Source organism: Streptomyces sp. NPDC014894 (assembly GCF_043080985.1).
Classification (GTDB): Bacteria; Actinomycetota; Actinomycetes; order Streptomycetales; family Streptomycetaceae; genus Streptomyces.
This window is the reverse complement of the sequence record NZ_JBIBWD010000009.1, coordinates 407,294-422,820: the sequence shown is the minus strand read 5'-3', so window position 1 is coordinate 422,820 and position 15,527 is coordinate 407,294. Positions and strand designations below refer to the sequence as shown.

Here is a 15,527-nt window from a genome sequence, read left to right as displayed (position 1 = left end):
GGGACGACGCCGTATCCGATCATGCGTTCATGCCCCTGACAGACACCCTCGCCCGAGTCGACGCCGACCTGGCCGCCGGCCGGATTCCCGTCGCACGCCGGCGTCTGCGCGGGCTGGTGTCGTCCTTCCCGAACGATCTGGCGCTGCGCCGGCGGCCGGCCGGGACGTACCGGCTGTACGGGGAGCCGGCCGAAGCGGGCCGCTGGATGTATCTCGAAGAGGACAGGGACGCGGCCGAGACCTCCGCGTTCGAGGCGAGACACCCCACGGCCGAGGGCCGTATGCGCGCCCTCGCGTGGCGGGGCAGCGAGTCGCTCGCCCGAACCGCCTTCGCCGGGGAGCAGTTGGCGGCGGTGCGCACGGCCTGCTCCGAGGCCGTGGGACACCCCGTCGACTGGGACTCCGTGCCGTCCGGCGAGAAGGAGACGGAGGACGGCGGGGGAAGCGCCGTGGGCGGCTTCCTGGCAGGGGCCGGATGCCTGGCGGCGGCGCTGGTGTTCCTCGCGATCTGGGTGAACGGACTCGTCGCCCTCTTCGACTGATCCGGGCCGCCCGGGGCGCCCCTCGCCGCTCGGGCCGGCCTTGACCTTGTCGCGACGTCATGGTCTGTACTGGGCCCACGCGCGGCGGTGGGATCGCCGCCCCGCGCGGACCGCCCCGGCGGGCCGTGCGGCAGCGCCGATCGGCCGGGGCCCGGCGGCGTCCGCGAGGCCGCCTCCGCTCCCCCGCGACGAGAGAGGGCCGATATGACGACTCCGGAGATCCGGACGATCCCGCTCGGGCCGCCCGCCCCCGTCCGGGGGCCGGCGGGGCGGAGGCTGCGGGTGATCGCGCTCCCCGCCCAGCTCGTCCTGGCCGGCGCTCTGATCGCCGGAGTTCCGTCGCCCGGGCCCGTCCGGCTCGGCGGCGCGCTGCTCCTGACGGCGCTGCTCGGCGCGGAGGCCCGCTTCTGGCTGCGGCTGCGGCGGCACGGGCTGTCCGGGCGGGAGGCGCTCGCGCGGATCGTGCCCGAGCCCGTGCGGCGGGTCGCCGCGCACGAGCTGAGGATCATGGCGAGCCTGGTCCGGTGGGCGGCCCGCCGCCGGCACGGCGTCAAGGGCGCCGACGCGGTCTTCCCGCACGGCCGCGACCAGGCCGCCATGATGTACGGCTTGACGTTCGCGTGCGTCGTCGAGACCGTCGCCCTGACGTATCTGCTCGCGGACTGGCCCGTGGTCCACGCCGTCCTCCTGGTCGTGGACGTCTACACCGTCCTGTTCGTCCTCGGTCTGCACGCGGCCTCCGTCACCCGGCCGCACCTCCTCGCCGACGGCGTCCTGCGCGTCCGGCAGGCAGCCCATGTCGACGTCCGCGTACCGCTCGACCGGATCGCCTCCGTCCGGCGCGAGTCGCTGTTCACCCACGAGAGGAAGGACGGCGAACTGAACCTGCCCATCGGCTCGCGGACCTCCCTCACCCTCATCCTGACCGAACCGGTCGACGCTCCGGCGTTCCTCGGCGCTCCCCGCCCCGTCACGGTGATCAGGCTGCACGCGGACGACCCGAAGACCCTCCACGAAGCCGTCGTACGGGCACGAAACGCCTCGGCCGGGCCGGCCCGGTCCGAAGCGGCGGCCGCCGGTCAGCCCTCCGGGTAGGTCAGCGCTCTCCAGCGTTCCTCCACCCGCTCCGCCGCGTGCCGGCTGGTGAGGTCGTACGCGCGGGGCGGCGTGTGCTCGCTCGCGGCGTAGAGGGTGTCGCCGTCGCGGCTGAAGGCCAGCGCGACGGTCCTGCCGCCCGCTGTCGGGAGGGAGGCGGTCAGCTGCCGGGCGTCCTCGGTGTTCCACAGCTGGAGCCGGCCGTCGGCGCCGGCGATCGCCAGTGTGCGGCCGTCCGCGGTGAGGGCCGCGGCCGATACGCGCCGGAGGCCGCCGGGGCCTTCGCCGCGGAAGGGGGACAGCGAGGAGGTGAGACGCAGGCTCGCGTCGCTGCGCCGCAGATGGACCGAGTCGTAGTCCTCCTCCACCAGAAGATGCCTCCCTTCCGGGCTGAAGACGTAGACGCCCTGTATGTCCTGTCCCTCCGGCCGGCGGACGGGCCGGCCGTCCTCGATGTCCAGCAGGTCGCCGGAGGAGGTGGCGAGCAGATCCCCGCCGGGCTGCACGATCAGGTCTCCGCTCGCGCCCGGCATCACCCGGGTCAGGGTCCGCTCGCGCGGGTCCCAGGTCTCGATCCGTGAGGGGGCGGATCGGCGGTGGGCCAGCAGCGAGTCGCCGTCGGGGGTGAACGCGATGCTGTGCACCTCGTCCCGGGCGGACGACCCGCCGACGCTCTCCCCGCCCACGGGCAGGGTGACGGTGCGGCCCGTCGCGGTGTCCGTCACGTACAGCCGCTGCCGGTGCGCGGGGCGGCGGGTGTCGCTGATGCCGTACGCGAGTTCCCGGCCGTCGGGGCTGAACGCCAGCATCGTTCCGCAGGTCGTCCCGGGATCCACCTTCCCGGGCGGCGGGCAGCTCATATCGGGCAGATCGGCCAGGTGCGAGCCGTCGCGGCCGTCGACGAGCTGGGTCCGGACGCGTCCGGTGCCGGGGTCCATCCGGGCGGTGGCCAGCAGACGGCCGTCCCGGCTGAAGGCCGCCGCCGCGGCGGGCCTGCGGTGCCAGTGTCCGGCGAGGATCTTCTCCAGGGAGAGGGAGCGCACGATGTTCCCGGTCGCGCTGGCGAGGTAGCGGATCCGCTGTTCCGCCAGGTCGAGCCGGAGTTCGGCGGCGGATCCGCCGGGCAGCTCGTAGCGGAAGACGAGCGCCGGGGGATCGCCGACGCGCCAGAGCAGGATCTCGCTCCCGTCCGTTCCCGTCATATAGACGCCGTCCGCGCTGAACGTCACCTCGGAGAGCCCTCGGTGCTGGATCCTGGGCAGCTCCTTTCCCGAGGCGGTGTCCCAGACGCGGACACCGGTGTCCTCCACGAGGACCAGCCGGCGGCTGTCGGGGGTGAAGCGCACCCCCTGGCCGGCGCAGTCGGCGCCCGTCAGGGCCGGGGTGCGCGGAGCCGGGGCGCGGCGGTCACGGGAGAGGTCCCGGATCTCGACGGGCGCGCCGGGCAGACAGAGCGCGACCAGCCGGTCGTCCGGGCTGACCACCGCGCGGGGCAGGAACGGGCTCTCGACCAGGCGCTCCAGCAGGACGCGCCCCGATCGCAGGTCCCGCACCCGCAGCGTGGTGCGCCGGCCGTCCGAGTCGTAGAGCGACAGGATCCGGCCGCTGGGGCTCATGTCCGTGGGCTTGGCGGTCGTGGTGAGGTCCCGTGTACGTCCGGTCCGCACGTCCCTCGTCTTCAGCCGGTCGCCCTGGCGGACGGTGAGCCGGCGCAGATCGGAGCTGATGTGCTGCGGGACGAGTCCGGGGCCCAGGCCCGGGAAGGTGCCGGTCCGCTTCTTGGTGCGGACGTCCCAGCTCACCGAGTGCCGCCGTCCCAGGGTGAGCAGGGTGTGTCCGTCCTCGCTGAGGCGGCGGGTCGCGGTGGGATCCGGGTCGGGGTCGAGGAAGACGTCCTGTTCCTTCTGGGTCATCGAGGTCATCAGCGCCGCGCGGGTGGCGCTGACGTCGGAGAGCCGCCAGGCGTCGAGGCTCAGTTTCATGGCGGCGGCCGGGTTGGTCACCCGCCGGCTGTCGGCCAGCGCCACGGTCGAGTGGACCTCGGACTCCAGTCGCGACTGTTCGTGCATACGCCGCTCCTGCCGGGCCGTCACTCCCGCGAGCAGCGCGAGGGCGACGCCGACGGCGAGCGCGGCGAGGGTGGCGAGCAGGGCGCGGCGGCGCCGGCGTTCGGAGGCGTGCGCTTTGCGGGAGGCGGTCAGGAAGGCGAGTTCGACCGGGGTGAGGGTGGCGCGGCGGGCGGGGTCGGCGAAGTGTTCGCGGGCGGCGTCCAGCCGGGCGCCCCGGTAGAGGCTGCCGGGGTCGCGTCCGAGGTCGTTCCAGGCATGGGCGGCCTCGGTGAGACGGCGGTGGGCGCGCAGGCGTTCGCGGTCCTCCTCGATCCAGGCGTTGAGGCGGGGCCAGGCGGTGATGAGGGCCTCGTGGGCGAGGTCGACGGCGGTGTCGTCGAGGGTGAGGAGCCGGGCGCGCGCGAGCCGTTCCACGACGAGCAGGGTTCTGGCCGGGTCGCCGAAGTCGAGTTCGGCGGGGGCGACGGGCCGTCGGGTGTCCTGGGAGCCGTCGCCGGGGGTGATCATGCGGAGCAGGATCAGCCGGGCCAGTTCCTGTCGTTCCGGGGTGAATTCGGCGTAGACGTCCTCGGCGGTGCGGGCGATCGCCCCCTGGGCGCCGCCGGCGGCCTCGTACGCGGCGACGGTCAGGGTACGGCCCTTGCGGCGGCGCCAGGTCTCGCGCAGGGCGTGCGACAGCAGGGGCAGTCCGCCGGGCTCGCCGTCGACGTCGGCGACCATCCGGGCGGTCAGTTCGCGCTCCACGATCAGTCCGGCCGTCCGGGCGGGGCCGACGATCGTCTCGCGCAGCTCGGCGCGGTCCATCGGCCCGACCATCAGCGCGGTGTCGGCGAGCGCGTCCGCGAGGGCCCGGTGACCGGCGCAGCGTCCGTAGAAGTCGGCGCGTACGGCGATGATCACGCGGAGTCCGCTGTCCGGGTCGCGTGCGGTGAGGAGCCGGTCGATGAACTCGTTCCGCTCGCCGGCGTCCCGGCAGAGGGTGAAGGCCTCTTCGAACTGGTCGACCACGATCAGGGTGTCGCCCGCCGCGCGGTCCGCGCCGGCGTTCGGGGGTGTCAGCGCGGCGGCGTGGGTGCGCGGGGGGTGTTCGCCGGGGGTGAGGACGCGGACGGCCGCGAGTCCGGTCGCGGCGCCGTCGGCGCGGAGGGAGGGGATGAGTCCGGCTCGCAGGAGGGAGGACTTGCCGCTGCCCGAGGGTCCGAACACCGCCGCGAACCGGTGGGCGAGCACCAGTTCGCGTGCCGTGCCGATCAGTCTGTCCCGTCCGAAGAACCGGTCGTGGTCGCCGGGCTCGAACCGGGCCAGTCCCTGGTAGGGGGATTCGACGTCGTCGTCGTCCGGGCGGCTGTGCGCGGCGGTCTGCGCCGTGGCCTCGTGCCAGCGGCGCTCCCACTCCCCCGGGTCTCCTCCGCAGGCCTTCGCGTAGGCGAGGGCCACCGCGAGCGAGGGCAGCTGTTCCCCGGCGGCGGCCCGGGAGAGCGTGGTGACCGAGTAGGGGACATCGCGCGCCATGGCCCGGTAGGTGGGGCCGCCCGCCTTCGCGCGGAGCTGCCTCAGTTCGTACGCGAATCGCCGCACCGGCCCGTCGTCCGGGTCGATGGGCACTTCCCGGCGTCCCATGCTCTGTTCCCCCTTCGGGCGTCGGCCGCCCGGCGGATGGTATGAGGGGGCGCGAGAGGCTCACAAGATCGGATTCCGGCCGTGGGCCCGGGTCGTTCGACTGTCTCTCCGCCGAGGCCGGAGCGCCGCCGGCCGGGTGGCGGGGCCCGTGCGCCGGGCCGCTACGGCCGGGCGGGGCCGTGCACGCGGCGCGGCGCCGGCCGGCGTGCCGCCGCTGGTGCGGCGGCGGCACGTCAGTCGGCGCCGGGACTACGCGGTCTCGACGGTCCCCGTGAGGGGTTCCGTCATCGCAGGGCGTCGTTGTTGCGGGCGGTCCAGATCGCGAGGGCGGCGAGCAGGGCGCAGACCCCGCCGAGCCAGAGCACGCTCTGGAGGGTGAGGGTGTCGACGATGAGGCCGCCGACCAGCGCGCCGAGGCCGATGGAGAGGTTGAACACCGCGACCCACAGCGAGCTGGCCGCTTCCACGGCCTGCGGGGCGGACTTGATCATCCAGGTCTGGAGGCCGACGGACACGCCACCGTAGGCGAGACCCCAGGCGACCAGCAGGACGATGCCGCCGACCGTGGTCTGACCCAGCAGCAGGAAGAGCGGCATCGCGACCGCCAGGGCCACCGCGGTCATCAGCACGCTTCGGTACACCTGGCGCGAGAGCGCCGCGCCGGCGGCGAAGTTGCCGATCATGCCGGCCACGCCGAAGCCGAAGAGCAGCGGGCCGACGAAGCGCTCGTCGATGCCCGACAGCTTCTGCAGCACCGGGCTGACGAAGGTGTACGCGGCGAAGTGACCGAAGACGATGAGCACCGTCGCGATGATGCCGACGCGCACTCCCGGGTTGCGGAACTGGTCCATCAGCAGCTTCGGCCGGATGGCCTGGGAGGCGACCAGCCCCGGCAGGACCACGAGCAGGGCGATCAGGGTGATGAGCGCCAGGGCGCTCAGCGAGGCGAAGGCCATGCGCCAGCCGGTGAGGTCACCGAGGAGGGTGCCGAGCGGAACGCCGAACACATTCGCCGCTCCGACGCCGCCGAAGATGACCGCGGTGGCGCGTGGTACGTCGGCGGGGGCGACGAGCCGGACGGCCAGGCCGCTGGCGATCGCCCAGAAGCCGCCGATCGCGATGCCGACCAGCACCCGGGAGCCCACCAGCACGCTGTAGTTCGGCGCGAAGGCGGTGGCCAGGTTGGACACGGTCATCAGGGTCATCAGTCCGAGCAGCAGGATGCGCCGGTCCATCTGCCCCACGAGCATCGGCACCAGCGGCGCCGCGAACGCGGCGACGATGCTGGGCACCGTGACCATCAGGCCCGCCGTGCCCTCGGAGACCGACATCGCGGAGCCCACGGAGGTCAGCAGACCGATCGGCAGCTGCTCGGCGGTCACCAGCAGGAAGGTACCCAGAGCCACCGCCGAGACCGCCATCCAGCGGCTTCTCTCCGGGGCCTCCGGGTCCTTCGGCTGGGCCGGGATCTGTTCTGCGGTCGTCAAGGGAGCCTCCTTCAACAATTCGGGAGCGCTCGCTCCCATACTCACTACGGTAGTATGGGAGCGTTCGCTCCGCAAGTTGGGTAAGGTGAATACATGGCACGCCCCCGACAGTTCGACGAGAAGAACGCGGTCACCTCGGCGACCGAGCTGTTCTGGCGACGCGGTTACCACGCCACCTCGGTGCGCGACCTGGGTGACAAGCTGAGACTCACGCCCAGCAGCCTGTACCGGACGTTCACGGACAAGCACACGCTGTTCCTGCGCGCGCTCGACCACTACCGGGCCACCGAGTCGGCACAGGCCCGGCAGCGGCTCGACGTGTCGGACCGCCCGGTCCGGGAAGTGCTGCGGGAATGGATGCTGTGGCTGGTCACCTGCCCGCCGGGCAAGGCGGGCCGCGGCTGCTTCGTGGTCAACACCGCCACCGAGCTGGGCACCACCGACGACAAGGTCCGCCAGCGGACCGAGGCCGCGTTCGAGGTCACCCGGCAGGCTCTGCGCTCCGCGCTGGCCGAGGGCCGTGACCGCGGCGAGCTGTTCGACGACCTCGACATCGACGACGCCGTCGAACTGCTCTTCACCACGGTGCTCGGCCTGCGGGTGCGAGAACGCGCCGGTCATGACCTCGACCGTCTGACCAGCGCGATCGATCTCGCGATCCGGACCCTGGGACCGGCGCCCATGGTCAGGCCCGATCGGGCCTGATCCCGCCCGATCGGGCCCGGTCCAAAGGGCCCGATCAGGCCCGGCCCGGAAGAAGGACCCTAGGCCGGCGCGCCGAGCCACGCGGTGGCCACCTCGACCAGGCCCGGAGCCTTCGCCCCCCGGCCCCGCGCGCTCCAGAGCACATAGCCGTCGGGGCGGATCAGGAGCGCCGGAGCCGGCATCGCGGACGCGGTCTCCGGCACCACCTCGACGATGTTCAGCCGGTCGGACCAGGGCGCGGCCAGTCCCGCCTGGTCGGCCGCCTGAGCCGTGTGGACCAGCAGCGGGCGCCCGTCGTGCAGCAGGGCCGCGAGGGTCGCCGAGCCCTGGGCCGTCTTCAGCCGGGCGTCCGGGGCGAAGGCGCCGGCCAGGGGGTCGCCGGGCACGCCGACGTCGTAACGGATGTCGGTGCCGCTGATCATTCCGGTGAGGAAGTCGTTCACCTGCGGCAGATGCATCGTCTCGCGGAAGAGTTCGCGCAGCGAGTCCGTGAGCACTCCCGGGTGCATCAGCGCCACTTGGGCCCGTACGTTGTACAGGACGCGCGCGGCCACGGGGTGCCGCTCGGAGTGGTAGGTGTCGAGCAGGCCGGGCGGCGCCCATCCCTTGACCTCGGCCGCGAGCTTCCAGCCGAGGTTGACGGCGTCCTGGAGGCCCGTGTTCAGCCCCTGTCCCCCCATGGGGAAGTGGGCGTGGGCGGCGTCCCCGGCGAGCAGCACCCGGCCGCTGCGGTAGCTCTCGGCCTGGAGGGCCGCGTCGCTGAACCGCGTGAGGTCCTGGGGCTCCGCCATCGGCACGGGGCGGCCCGCGATGCGCTCCATGCTCTCCTGAAGCTCCTCGAAGGTCACAGGAGACTGGCGGTCCGGCGCGGGGCCGCGGAAGTCGTAGGTGCACACCCGGCTGTGTCCGCCCGGGTTCAGCCACACCAGGGTCCAGCCGCGCGGTGTGCGCTGCCAGCCTCCCGGAGCGGTCCAGGGATCGAGCAGTCGCACCTCTCCCATCAGCGCCGCCACGGTGGCGGGCGTGCCGGTGAAGGGGATTCCGGCGGAGCGGCGGACGGCGCTGCGCACCCCGTCGCAGCCGACCACCCAGCGGGCGGTGATCCGGTTCCGGGTCCCGTCCACGCCCTGGAGGTCCACCCGGACGTGGTCGCCCTCGTCCTGGACGCCGGTGCACTCCTGGCCGCGCAGGATTCTCGCGCCCAGTCGGCTCGCCCGCTCGGCGAAGACGTGCTCGGCGTACGCCTGGGGGCTGCCGACGATGACGGGGCCCTCCGCGCTCACATCGGCGAGGTCGATGTCGAACATTCCCGCGAAGTGGAAGGGGACGCTGCTCCGTCCGCCCCGGGCCGGCCTCGGCTGCACGGCCTCGCGTAATCCCCTGCGGTGCAGGCTCTCCACGGTACGGGCGTGCAGCGTCCCGGCCTTCGACACTCCGGAGGGCTCCGGGAGACTCTCCACCACCAGCGGCTGGACGCCTTGCAGGGCCAGTTCGTGGGCGAGCAGCATCCCGACGGGACCACCGCCCACGATCACCACGTCACAGGTGACCGGCTCGTCCGCGGAGGCGTCTGACAGTTGCTTCACTGTGCTTCCTCACCTTCGTACTGAGCGGGTGGGTGCGAGCGATGCCACGCCCGCACCCACCTCTGATCGCCGGGTGACAGCTGGGGGTTGTACTGCACCCGGACGGCTGCGGCTGCGGACTCGCGGACGAGCCGGTGCGCTCCCCCGCGGATCCTCTTTGCTACGTACATACTAGTACCTTCGAAGGCGTGATTCGCAAGGCGAGCGGGCCGGCGGAACCACCCGGCTCGCCTTGAGCCATACAGTCCGCGTATGTTCGTACAATGGCTGCCATGACACTCCGTCATCCGAAGACCGATGAGATCCGGCTCGAGGACGTGCTCACCGCGCTGAGCAATCCGCTGCGCCTCAAAGTCGTGCGCACGCTCGCCGAGTCCGGCCCGACCCCGTGCGGAAGCCTGCTCGACGGCGTCCCCAAGTCCACGCTCACCCACCACTGGCGGGTCCTGCGGGAGGGAGGGCTCATCTGGCAGGAGGCCGTGGGCCGCGAGTACACCCTGACCCTGCGCCGCGACGATCTGGAGCGGCGCTTCCCCGGGCTTCTGCCGACCGTGCTGCGGGCCGCGGACGCCCCCGCGCCGCGCTGAGCCGAACCGAGGCCGCCCCGGGCTCGGCGGAGCCCGGGGCGGCCTCGGCGCCGGGGAGGCGTCAGGGCAGCCGCACCGACTGGCCGTGCCGGAAGAAGTCCGTCGGGTCCCAGTGGGCCTTGGTCTGCTGGAGACGGGCGTAGTTCGCCCCCCAGTAGAGGTCGTGCCAGGGCACCGTGGAGGTGTTGTACTGCGGGCTGTTCAGATCGATGTCGCAGTAGTTCACGAAGCAGCCCGAGGTCTGCTGGTCCAGCACGGGCACGCCGCCCTTGGTCGCGTACGTCTGCTGGTACAGATTGCGCAGCCAGGCCAGGTTGACCGCGTCGTCCTCCGTCTCGGTCCAGTTGGCCTGGTAGAGCACCTTGAACGTGGAGTCGCGGTGCACGGCCGCGGTGGCCCCGGACGCCACCGCGTTCACCTGCGCCCCGTAGGAGCTGACCACGACCTGCGCCAGGGGGTTGTCCAGCGTCGTGACCTTCAGGTTGTTGTAGATGGTGGTGATCTGGGCCGGGGTGAAGCCGAGCCGGTGGTACGCGGACTTCTGGTCGCCGCGCAGCGTCGGGTTGGTCATCACCTGGTTGTCCGTGCCCAGGTAGTGGGTGGCCTTGAGCCAGCTCCAGCGCCGCGGCACGAAGAAGTTGGCGAGCGGGCCGTGGGCCGAGGAGTTGGCCGAGGGCTGCTGGGGGGCTATGGACATGCCCTGGGTGACGTAGTCGAGGAAGTTCTGGAGCACGACGTCCGCGTTCGGGGTGTCTCCGGTGACCTGCGTCAGCAGCCCGATCTCCCCGGCGGACTTGTGGTTGAGGATCAGCAGGGAGACCAGACCCGGCGTGTCCCCCGGGGCCGCGTGCGCCTCGTGCCAGTTGGTGAAGTTGCGCACCAGCGTGGCGAAGTCCGTCTGCGTCAGATTCGCCCACGGCCAGGACACGGCGCTGACGAGGACCTCGGCCGGCGGCTTCGGCAGCAGCGTGGCGGGATTGGTCCCGGTGGCGTTCGGGGAACGGAACCAGTAGCGGGTGACGATGCCGAAGGTGCCGCCGCCGCCCCCGGTGTGCGCCCACCACAGATCCTTGAGGGGGCCGGTGTCGTCGCGGGTGGCGACCACCGCCTTGGCGACTCCGGCGCTGTCCACCGTGACGACCTCGACCGCGTACAGATGGTCCACTATCAGCCCGTCGCGGCGGCACAGCAGGCCCCAGCCGCCTCCGGCGACATGGCCGCCCGCGCCCACCGAGTAGCACATGCCGCCGGGGAGGGTCACTCCCCAGCCCCGGTACAGCCGGTCGTAGACATCGCCGAGATTGGCGCCCGGCTCGACCGCGAACGCGTTCTTGGCCGTGTCGAAGTACACCCGGTTCATCTCGGACATGTCCACGATCACCTTGACGGCGGAGTTGTAGACGAACTCCTCGTAGCAGTGGCCGCCGCTGCGGACCGTCACCCGCTTGTTCGCCGCCACCGCCTCTCCGACGACGGCGACGACCTGCTTGGTGGTGGACACCAGGTGGACACGGTCGGGCGACGCCGTCCAGCGCTGGTTCAGGCCGACCGTGACGTCCGAGTACCGGGGATCCCCGGGCTGGATCGGGGCGGTGGCGAAGGGAATCGAGTCGACGGATCTCACACCGGAGGCGGCCGCGGCCGGCTGGGCGAAGCCGATCGCGGTCGCCCCGGCCGCCGCGCCGGTGGCGGCGAGGACGGAACGGCGGGTGGGCTGCTTTCCATTGCTTGACATGGGAACTCCCGAATCAGAGGTGGGATCGGCCGTGCGCGCCTGTCATTCGCTGCGGCGTCACGGACTACTCCAGGTATTCGTCGCCGAATTCAGGACCTACCTCATAGCCGTAGGCCACATCCTTGAGACGCTGTTCCTCCGAGGGCGGCGGAGTGTCCTTGTCGGCGGGGACGCCGACATTCAGGAAGAACCTCTCCTTCCCGCCGGGAAGGGTCATGAAGAGCATCTTCGCGGGCTCCGGGGAGACGTTCTTGAAGGCGTGCTCCGTGCCTCGCGGGACATAGACGAAGGTCCCGGCCGGGGCCTCGTGCTTACCGTCCTTGTCGCGGAATTCGACGGTGCCTTCGAGCACGTAGAAGGCCTCCTCCTCCCAGTGGTGGATGTGCAGCGGCGGACCGCCGCCCTCCGGGACGACCGCCTCGATGAGGAACAGCGACTTTCCGGTGTTGTGCTCACCGGATTTCACGGTGTAGTGGTCGCCGAAGGCCCATCGGCTCGGCCCCTCCCCGGGCGGGACGATGACGACCTCGTTCTTGTTCTGGCCGGCGAAATATCCCAGGCTCATCGGCCCTCGCCCCCGTACAGCGCGTCCAGCTCCTTGACATCGGTCTCCGACAGCCTCAGCTCGGCCGCCGCGATGTTCTCCTCCAGGTGCTCCGGGCTGGAGGTGCCGGGGATGCAGCAGATGTTCGGGGAGTGCTGGAGCAGCCAGGCGAGGGCCACCTGGTACGGGGTGGCCTCCAGGCGCTGCGCCACCGAGTGGATCACCTGCGCGTCCAGCGGCACATGCTGCGGCACCTTCGTGTCCGTCGCCGTGTCCTTCTCGTGCTGGAGGGTGAACGTGCCCAGCGGGAAGAACGGCATGAAGGCGATCCCCGCCTCGGCGCAGGTCCGCACGAGGTCCTCGTGCAGACGGCGCACCACGTTGTACTCGTTCTGCACGCAGACGACCGGGGCGATCTCCCGGGCCTCCGCCACCTGCCGGGCGGTGACGTTGCTGACCCCGAGATGCCGGATGAGGCCCTCCTCGCGCAGTTCGGCGAGCGCCCCGAAGGGTTCGGCGATCGAGTCCTCGGGGCCGAGACCTCCGGCCTCCTCCACGATCCGCAGGTTCACCACGTCGAGCTGGTCGCGGCCCAGGCCGCGGAGGTTGTCGTACACGGCCCGGCGCAGCTGCTCCGGCCTCAGCGCCGACGGCCAGGCCTTGTCCGGGGTGCGGACGGCGCCGACCTTCGTCACGAGGACGAGGTCGTCGGCGTAGGGGTGGAGGGCCTCGCGGATGACCTCGTTCGCGACGTACGGTCCGTAGTAGTCGCTGGTGTCGATGTGGTTGACGCCCAGCTCCACCGCGCGCCGGACCACCGCCACCGCCCGTGCCCGGTCCTTCGGCGGGCCCCAGACTCCGGGGCCGGGGAGCTGCATCGCTCCGAAACCCATCCTGCGGATGGCGAGTTCTCCGGCCAGGGCGAACTCCCCCGCCGCGGCGGCGGGCTCGGCGCCGGCGATCGCGTCGCTGATGGACATGGTCTGCTCCTTCGAGAGGTGATGGGGTCGGCTGTGTCCGGACGCGCCGGTCAGCCGCGGATGACGGTCTTGCTGCGCATCAGGAATTCGCCGAGATAGCCGTCGTGCGGCACGGCGCGGTCCATCCAGTGGGTGGGGTGGTCGCCGACGTACACATTGGCGATGGTCCGGTCGGCGACCAGCTCGTCGATCAGCTCGCCGTCCGCCGGCGCGTCCTCGTCGTCGGTCAGCACGCCGACGACGAGCGAGTCGCCCAGGACAGCGGCGCCGTCGGCGCGATTCCAGGGCACGACCCAGACGCAGGGGAAGGGCAGTTCGGCGGTGTGCCAGCCGCCCCGGAGGTCGGGCGCCTCGAACACGGCGGGGCGCAGCACCGCGCCCCCGCCGACGAGTTCGTCCACGACGCCCGCGCCGCCGAGGTGGGCGACGGTGCCCCTGGCGCGCTCCAGCAGATGCCGCTCCAGGGCCCTGGCCCGGTCGAGCGGCTGTACGGGCAGCCCGGCCTTCTCGTCCTCGGCGGGCAGGCTGGGCAGCGCGCCGAGACGCTCGGCCAGCGCACGGGCCACCGGGGCGGGATCGCCCTCGACGAAGACGGCGCTGGCGTTGACGCACTTCATGCCGCCGTGGTGCGCGACGGAGTCCACGATCGTGTTGAGGTGCGCCTGCCAGTCCGATCCGGCCGTGACCAGGATCTTCGCCCGGCCGGGCCCCTGGACCAGCACATTGGGGTCGTCGGCGTACTTGCGTACGACGTCGTCGCCTCCGTACACCAGCGCCAGGTCCGCGCCGGTGAGCACCTCGCCGGCCACCGCGTGGTCGGTGGGGAGCAGTACGACGTGGTCGTCGCCGAATCCGGCGGCGCGCAGCGCGGCGACCAGCCGGTGCGGGGTGAACGGCTCCCGGCGGGAGGGCCGGATCGCGACGCGGAAGCCCAGTGCGAGGGCCTCCAGCCAGAGTGCGTGCGGGGCCGGGTGGTTGCCCGCCGCGTTCACGGCGAGCACCTCGCCGCGCCGTGTCCAGACCGCGCTGCCGGTGCGGGTGCGGGTGTCCTGCCAGTCCAGCACCGCGCCGCCGGGCAGCGCTCCGTAGGCCCCGGCCAGGGCGCGGCGCGCCGAGTCGGCGATCTCGTCGGCGGCGGAGCGCACGGCGGGCAGCGGGATCCCGGAGACCCGGGCGACGGTGCGTTCGTACGCGTCGTACGTCAGCCCGTGCACCTCCTCCTCGCGGAAGATCCGGGCCGCCCGGGTGAGGGCGGCGAGACGGCGCTCCCTGGGCAGCGGCTTCGCCTTGTGCAGGGCGGTGAGGGCCCGGCCGACGTACAGCCTGGGCACGAGGCTGAGCAGCGCGACCTCCGTGCCGGCGGTGTCGGTGACGGTCTCGCGGTTGCGCGTGCGGTACGGGCCCCGGGGGCCCAGCGCGTCCAGCGCGTACGGCTCGGACTCGGTCATCAGTAGACCCCCTCGATGACCTTCTCGTCGTCGAACTCGCGCACGGGGGCGATGTCCGCGACCGCGTCGCCGACCTGGCCCGGCAGCGGCCGGATGCGGGTGGCGACGTCCCGTTCCACGTTGTTGGGCAGGAACAGGCTCTTGCCGACGTAGTGCATGACGACCCGGCCGCGCTCGCCGTACTCGACCGGCCGGCGCTTCTCCAGGTCCACCACGTTGTAGGTCATGTACGGCGAGAACGGGTCGTAGACGCAGGGCTCGTCGTCGCTCAGGCCGGGGCGCTCGGTGACATGGCCGAGCGTCATGGTGTTGCCGAAGCCGCTGCACAGCACGGTGTCCGGGAAGAGTTCGGTGCGGTACAGGTTGCGGGTGTCGGCGTCGAGCTGGGTGCCGACCCACATGATGGCCTTGACCTTCTCGCGGACGAGGTCGACGAGTTCGTCGCGGCGGCACAGCCGCTCCAGCACGGGCGGCGTCAGCATCAGCACGCCGATGTCCTGGGAGCGCAGCGGATGCTGGAGCTGGTCGATGAGGTGCTCGGTGTAGAGGTCGGACTCGGCCTGCTCGCCCCGCCCGATGATCTTCTTCACCCAGCGCGGGTCGACGTCGACGGCGAAGGACAGACCGCCGCGCTGGGCCACCAGCTGCTGGAAGGAGGCCCCGACCATGTGGGGCCCGGACGGGATCGACAGCAGCCAGTTCACATCGCGCGGCACGCCGTGCGCGTCCAGCTGGGCGTTGCTGTGGGCCAGCAGCAGGTCCAGCCACTCCTGGAGCATGACGACGCGCTTGGGCGCGCCGGTGGTGCCGCCGCTGTCGAAGACGCCGACGATGCCGGGGCGGGCTCCGTAGCCGCGCGGGATCAGGTCCTCGGCGCGCACGTCCCGCAGCTCGTTGGCGAAGTTCGGGAAGAGCTTCAGATCGTCGAAGGTGAGGATGGACTCGATCGGGTCGAAGTCCAGCCGGCCGAGCCGGTCGAGCCAGAACGGCGCGCCGGTCTCCTTGGAGAAGTGCCAGCGGATGGCGGCGCGGAGGAATTCGTCGGGGTCGGGTGCGGTGCCGTAGGGGAGTTCGAGAAGGGGATCTGCAGCAGACATCGGAGAGCTTCCTTTCGGCCAGGTCCGGCGGG

12 protein-coding genes are annotated in these 15,527 nt (G+C 72.2%); 4 read left to right on the top strand and 8 right to left on the bottom strand.

Annotated elements, in window-relative coordinates:
- The first annotated feature begins 29 nt into the window (after positions 1-29).
- Positions 30-542, top strand: a complete 513-nt coding sequence (locus ACF089_RS23575) for a DUF6584 family protein (protein WP_392029678.1) — start codon at positions 30-32, stop codon at positions 540-542.
- Positions 543-746: 204 nt separating this feature from the next.
- Positions 747-1,637, top strand: a complete 891-nt coding sequence (locus ACF089_RS23570) for a hypothetical protein (protein ID WP_392029675.1) — start codon at positions 747-749, stop codon at positions 1,635-1,637.
- Here the strand turns inward: ACF089_RS23570 and ACF089_RS23565 are convergent.
- Entirely contained in the window at positions 1,622-5,326 is a 3,705-nt protein-coding gene (locus tag ACF089_RS23565) for a DNA-binding protein (protein WP_392029673.1), read from the bottom strand. The genes ACF089_RS23570 and ACF089_RS23565 overlap by 16 nt on opposite strands.
- Positions 5,327-5,610: 284 nt before the next feature.
- Complete coding sequence (locus ACF089_RS23560) at positions 5,611-6,813, bottom strand: MFS transporter (protein WP_392029670.1); 1,203 nt, start codon at positions 6,811-6,813, stop codon at positions 5,611-5,613.
- A gap of 93 nt (positions 6,814-6,906) precedes the next feature.
- Here ACF089_RS23560 and ACF089_RS23555 point away from each other — a divergent pair, with 93 nt between their 5' ends.
- On the top strand, positions 6,907-7,518 hold the full coding sequence (locus tag ACF089_RS23555) for a TetR/AcrR family transcriptional regulator (protein ID WP_392029667.1): 612 nt from the start codon (positions 6,907-6,909) through the stop codon (positions 7,516-7,518).
- 59 nt (positions 7,519-7,577) lie between these two features.
- Here the strand turns inward: ACF089_RS23555 and ACF089_RS23550 are convergent, their stop codons facing one another.
- Entirely contained in the window at positions 7,578-9,104 is a 1,527-nt protein-coding gene (locus tag ACF089_RS23550; protein ID WP_392029664.1) for an FAD-dependent monooxygenase, read from the bottom strand.
- A gap of 272 nt (positions 9,105-9,376) precedes the next feature.
- Here ACF089_RS23550 and ACF089_RS23545 point away from each other — a divergent pair, with 272 nt between their 5' ends.
- Positions 9,377-9,691: an ArsR/SmtB family transcription factor gene (locus ACF089_RS23545; protein WP_392029661.1), complete on the top strand. Its 315-nt coding sequence runs from the start codon at positions 9,377-9,379 to the stop codon at positions 9,689-9,691.
- Positions 9,692-9,752: 61 nt separating this feature from the next.
- Here the strand turns inward: ACF089_RS23545 and ACF089_RS23540 are convergent, their stop codons facing one another.
- The 5 genes from ACF089_RS23540 to ACF089_RS23520 all read right to left on the bottom strand — a co-directional run bounded on the left by ACF089_RS23540 (position 9,753) and on the right by ACF089_RS23520 (position 15,495).
- On the bottom strand, positions 9,753-11,426 hold the full coding sequence (locus ACF089_RS23540; protein WP_392029658.1) for an FAD-binding oxidoreductase: 1,674 nt from the start codon (positions 11,424-11,426) through the stop codon (positions 9,753-9,755).
- Between the two features lie 64 nt (positions 11,427-11,490).
- On the bottom strand, positions 11,491-11,991 hold the full coding sequence (locus ACF089_RS23535) for a cupin domain-containing protein (RefSeq protein ID WP_392029655.1): 501 nt from the start codon (positions 11,989-11,991) through the stop codon (positions 11,491-11,493).
- Positions 11,988-12,950: an oxidoreductase gene (locus tag ACF089_RS23530; RefSeq protein ID WP_392029653.1), complete on the bottom strand. Its 963-nt coding sequence runs from the start codon at positions 12,948-12,950 to the stop codon at positions 11,988-11,990. The genes ACF089_RS23535 and ACF089_RS23530 overlap by 4 nt, the downstream gene beginning before the upstream one ends.
- Before the next feature lie 50 nt (positions 12,951-13,000).
- The gene (locus tag ACF089_RS23525; RefSeq protein ID WP_392029650.1) at positions 13,001-14,398 is read right to left on the bottom strand and encodes an aldehyde dehydrogenase family protein; all 1,398 of its coding nucleotides are present in this window, start codon (positions 14,396-14,398) and stop codon (positions 13,001-13,003) included.
- The gene (locus ACF089_RS23520; protein ID WP_392029647.1) at positions 14,398-15,495 is read right to left on the bottom strand and encodes a phenazine antibiotic biosynthesis protein; all 1,098 of its coding nucleotides are present in this window, start codon (positions 15,493-15,495) and stop codon (positions 14,398-14,400) included. Before ACF089_RS23520 ends, ACF089_RS23525 begins: the two co-directional genes overlap by 1 nt.
- Positions 15,496-15,527: the final 32 nt, after the last annotated feature.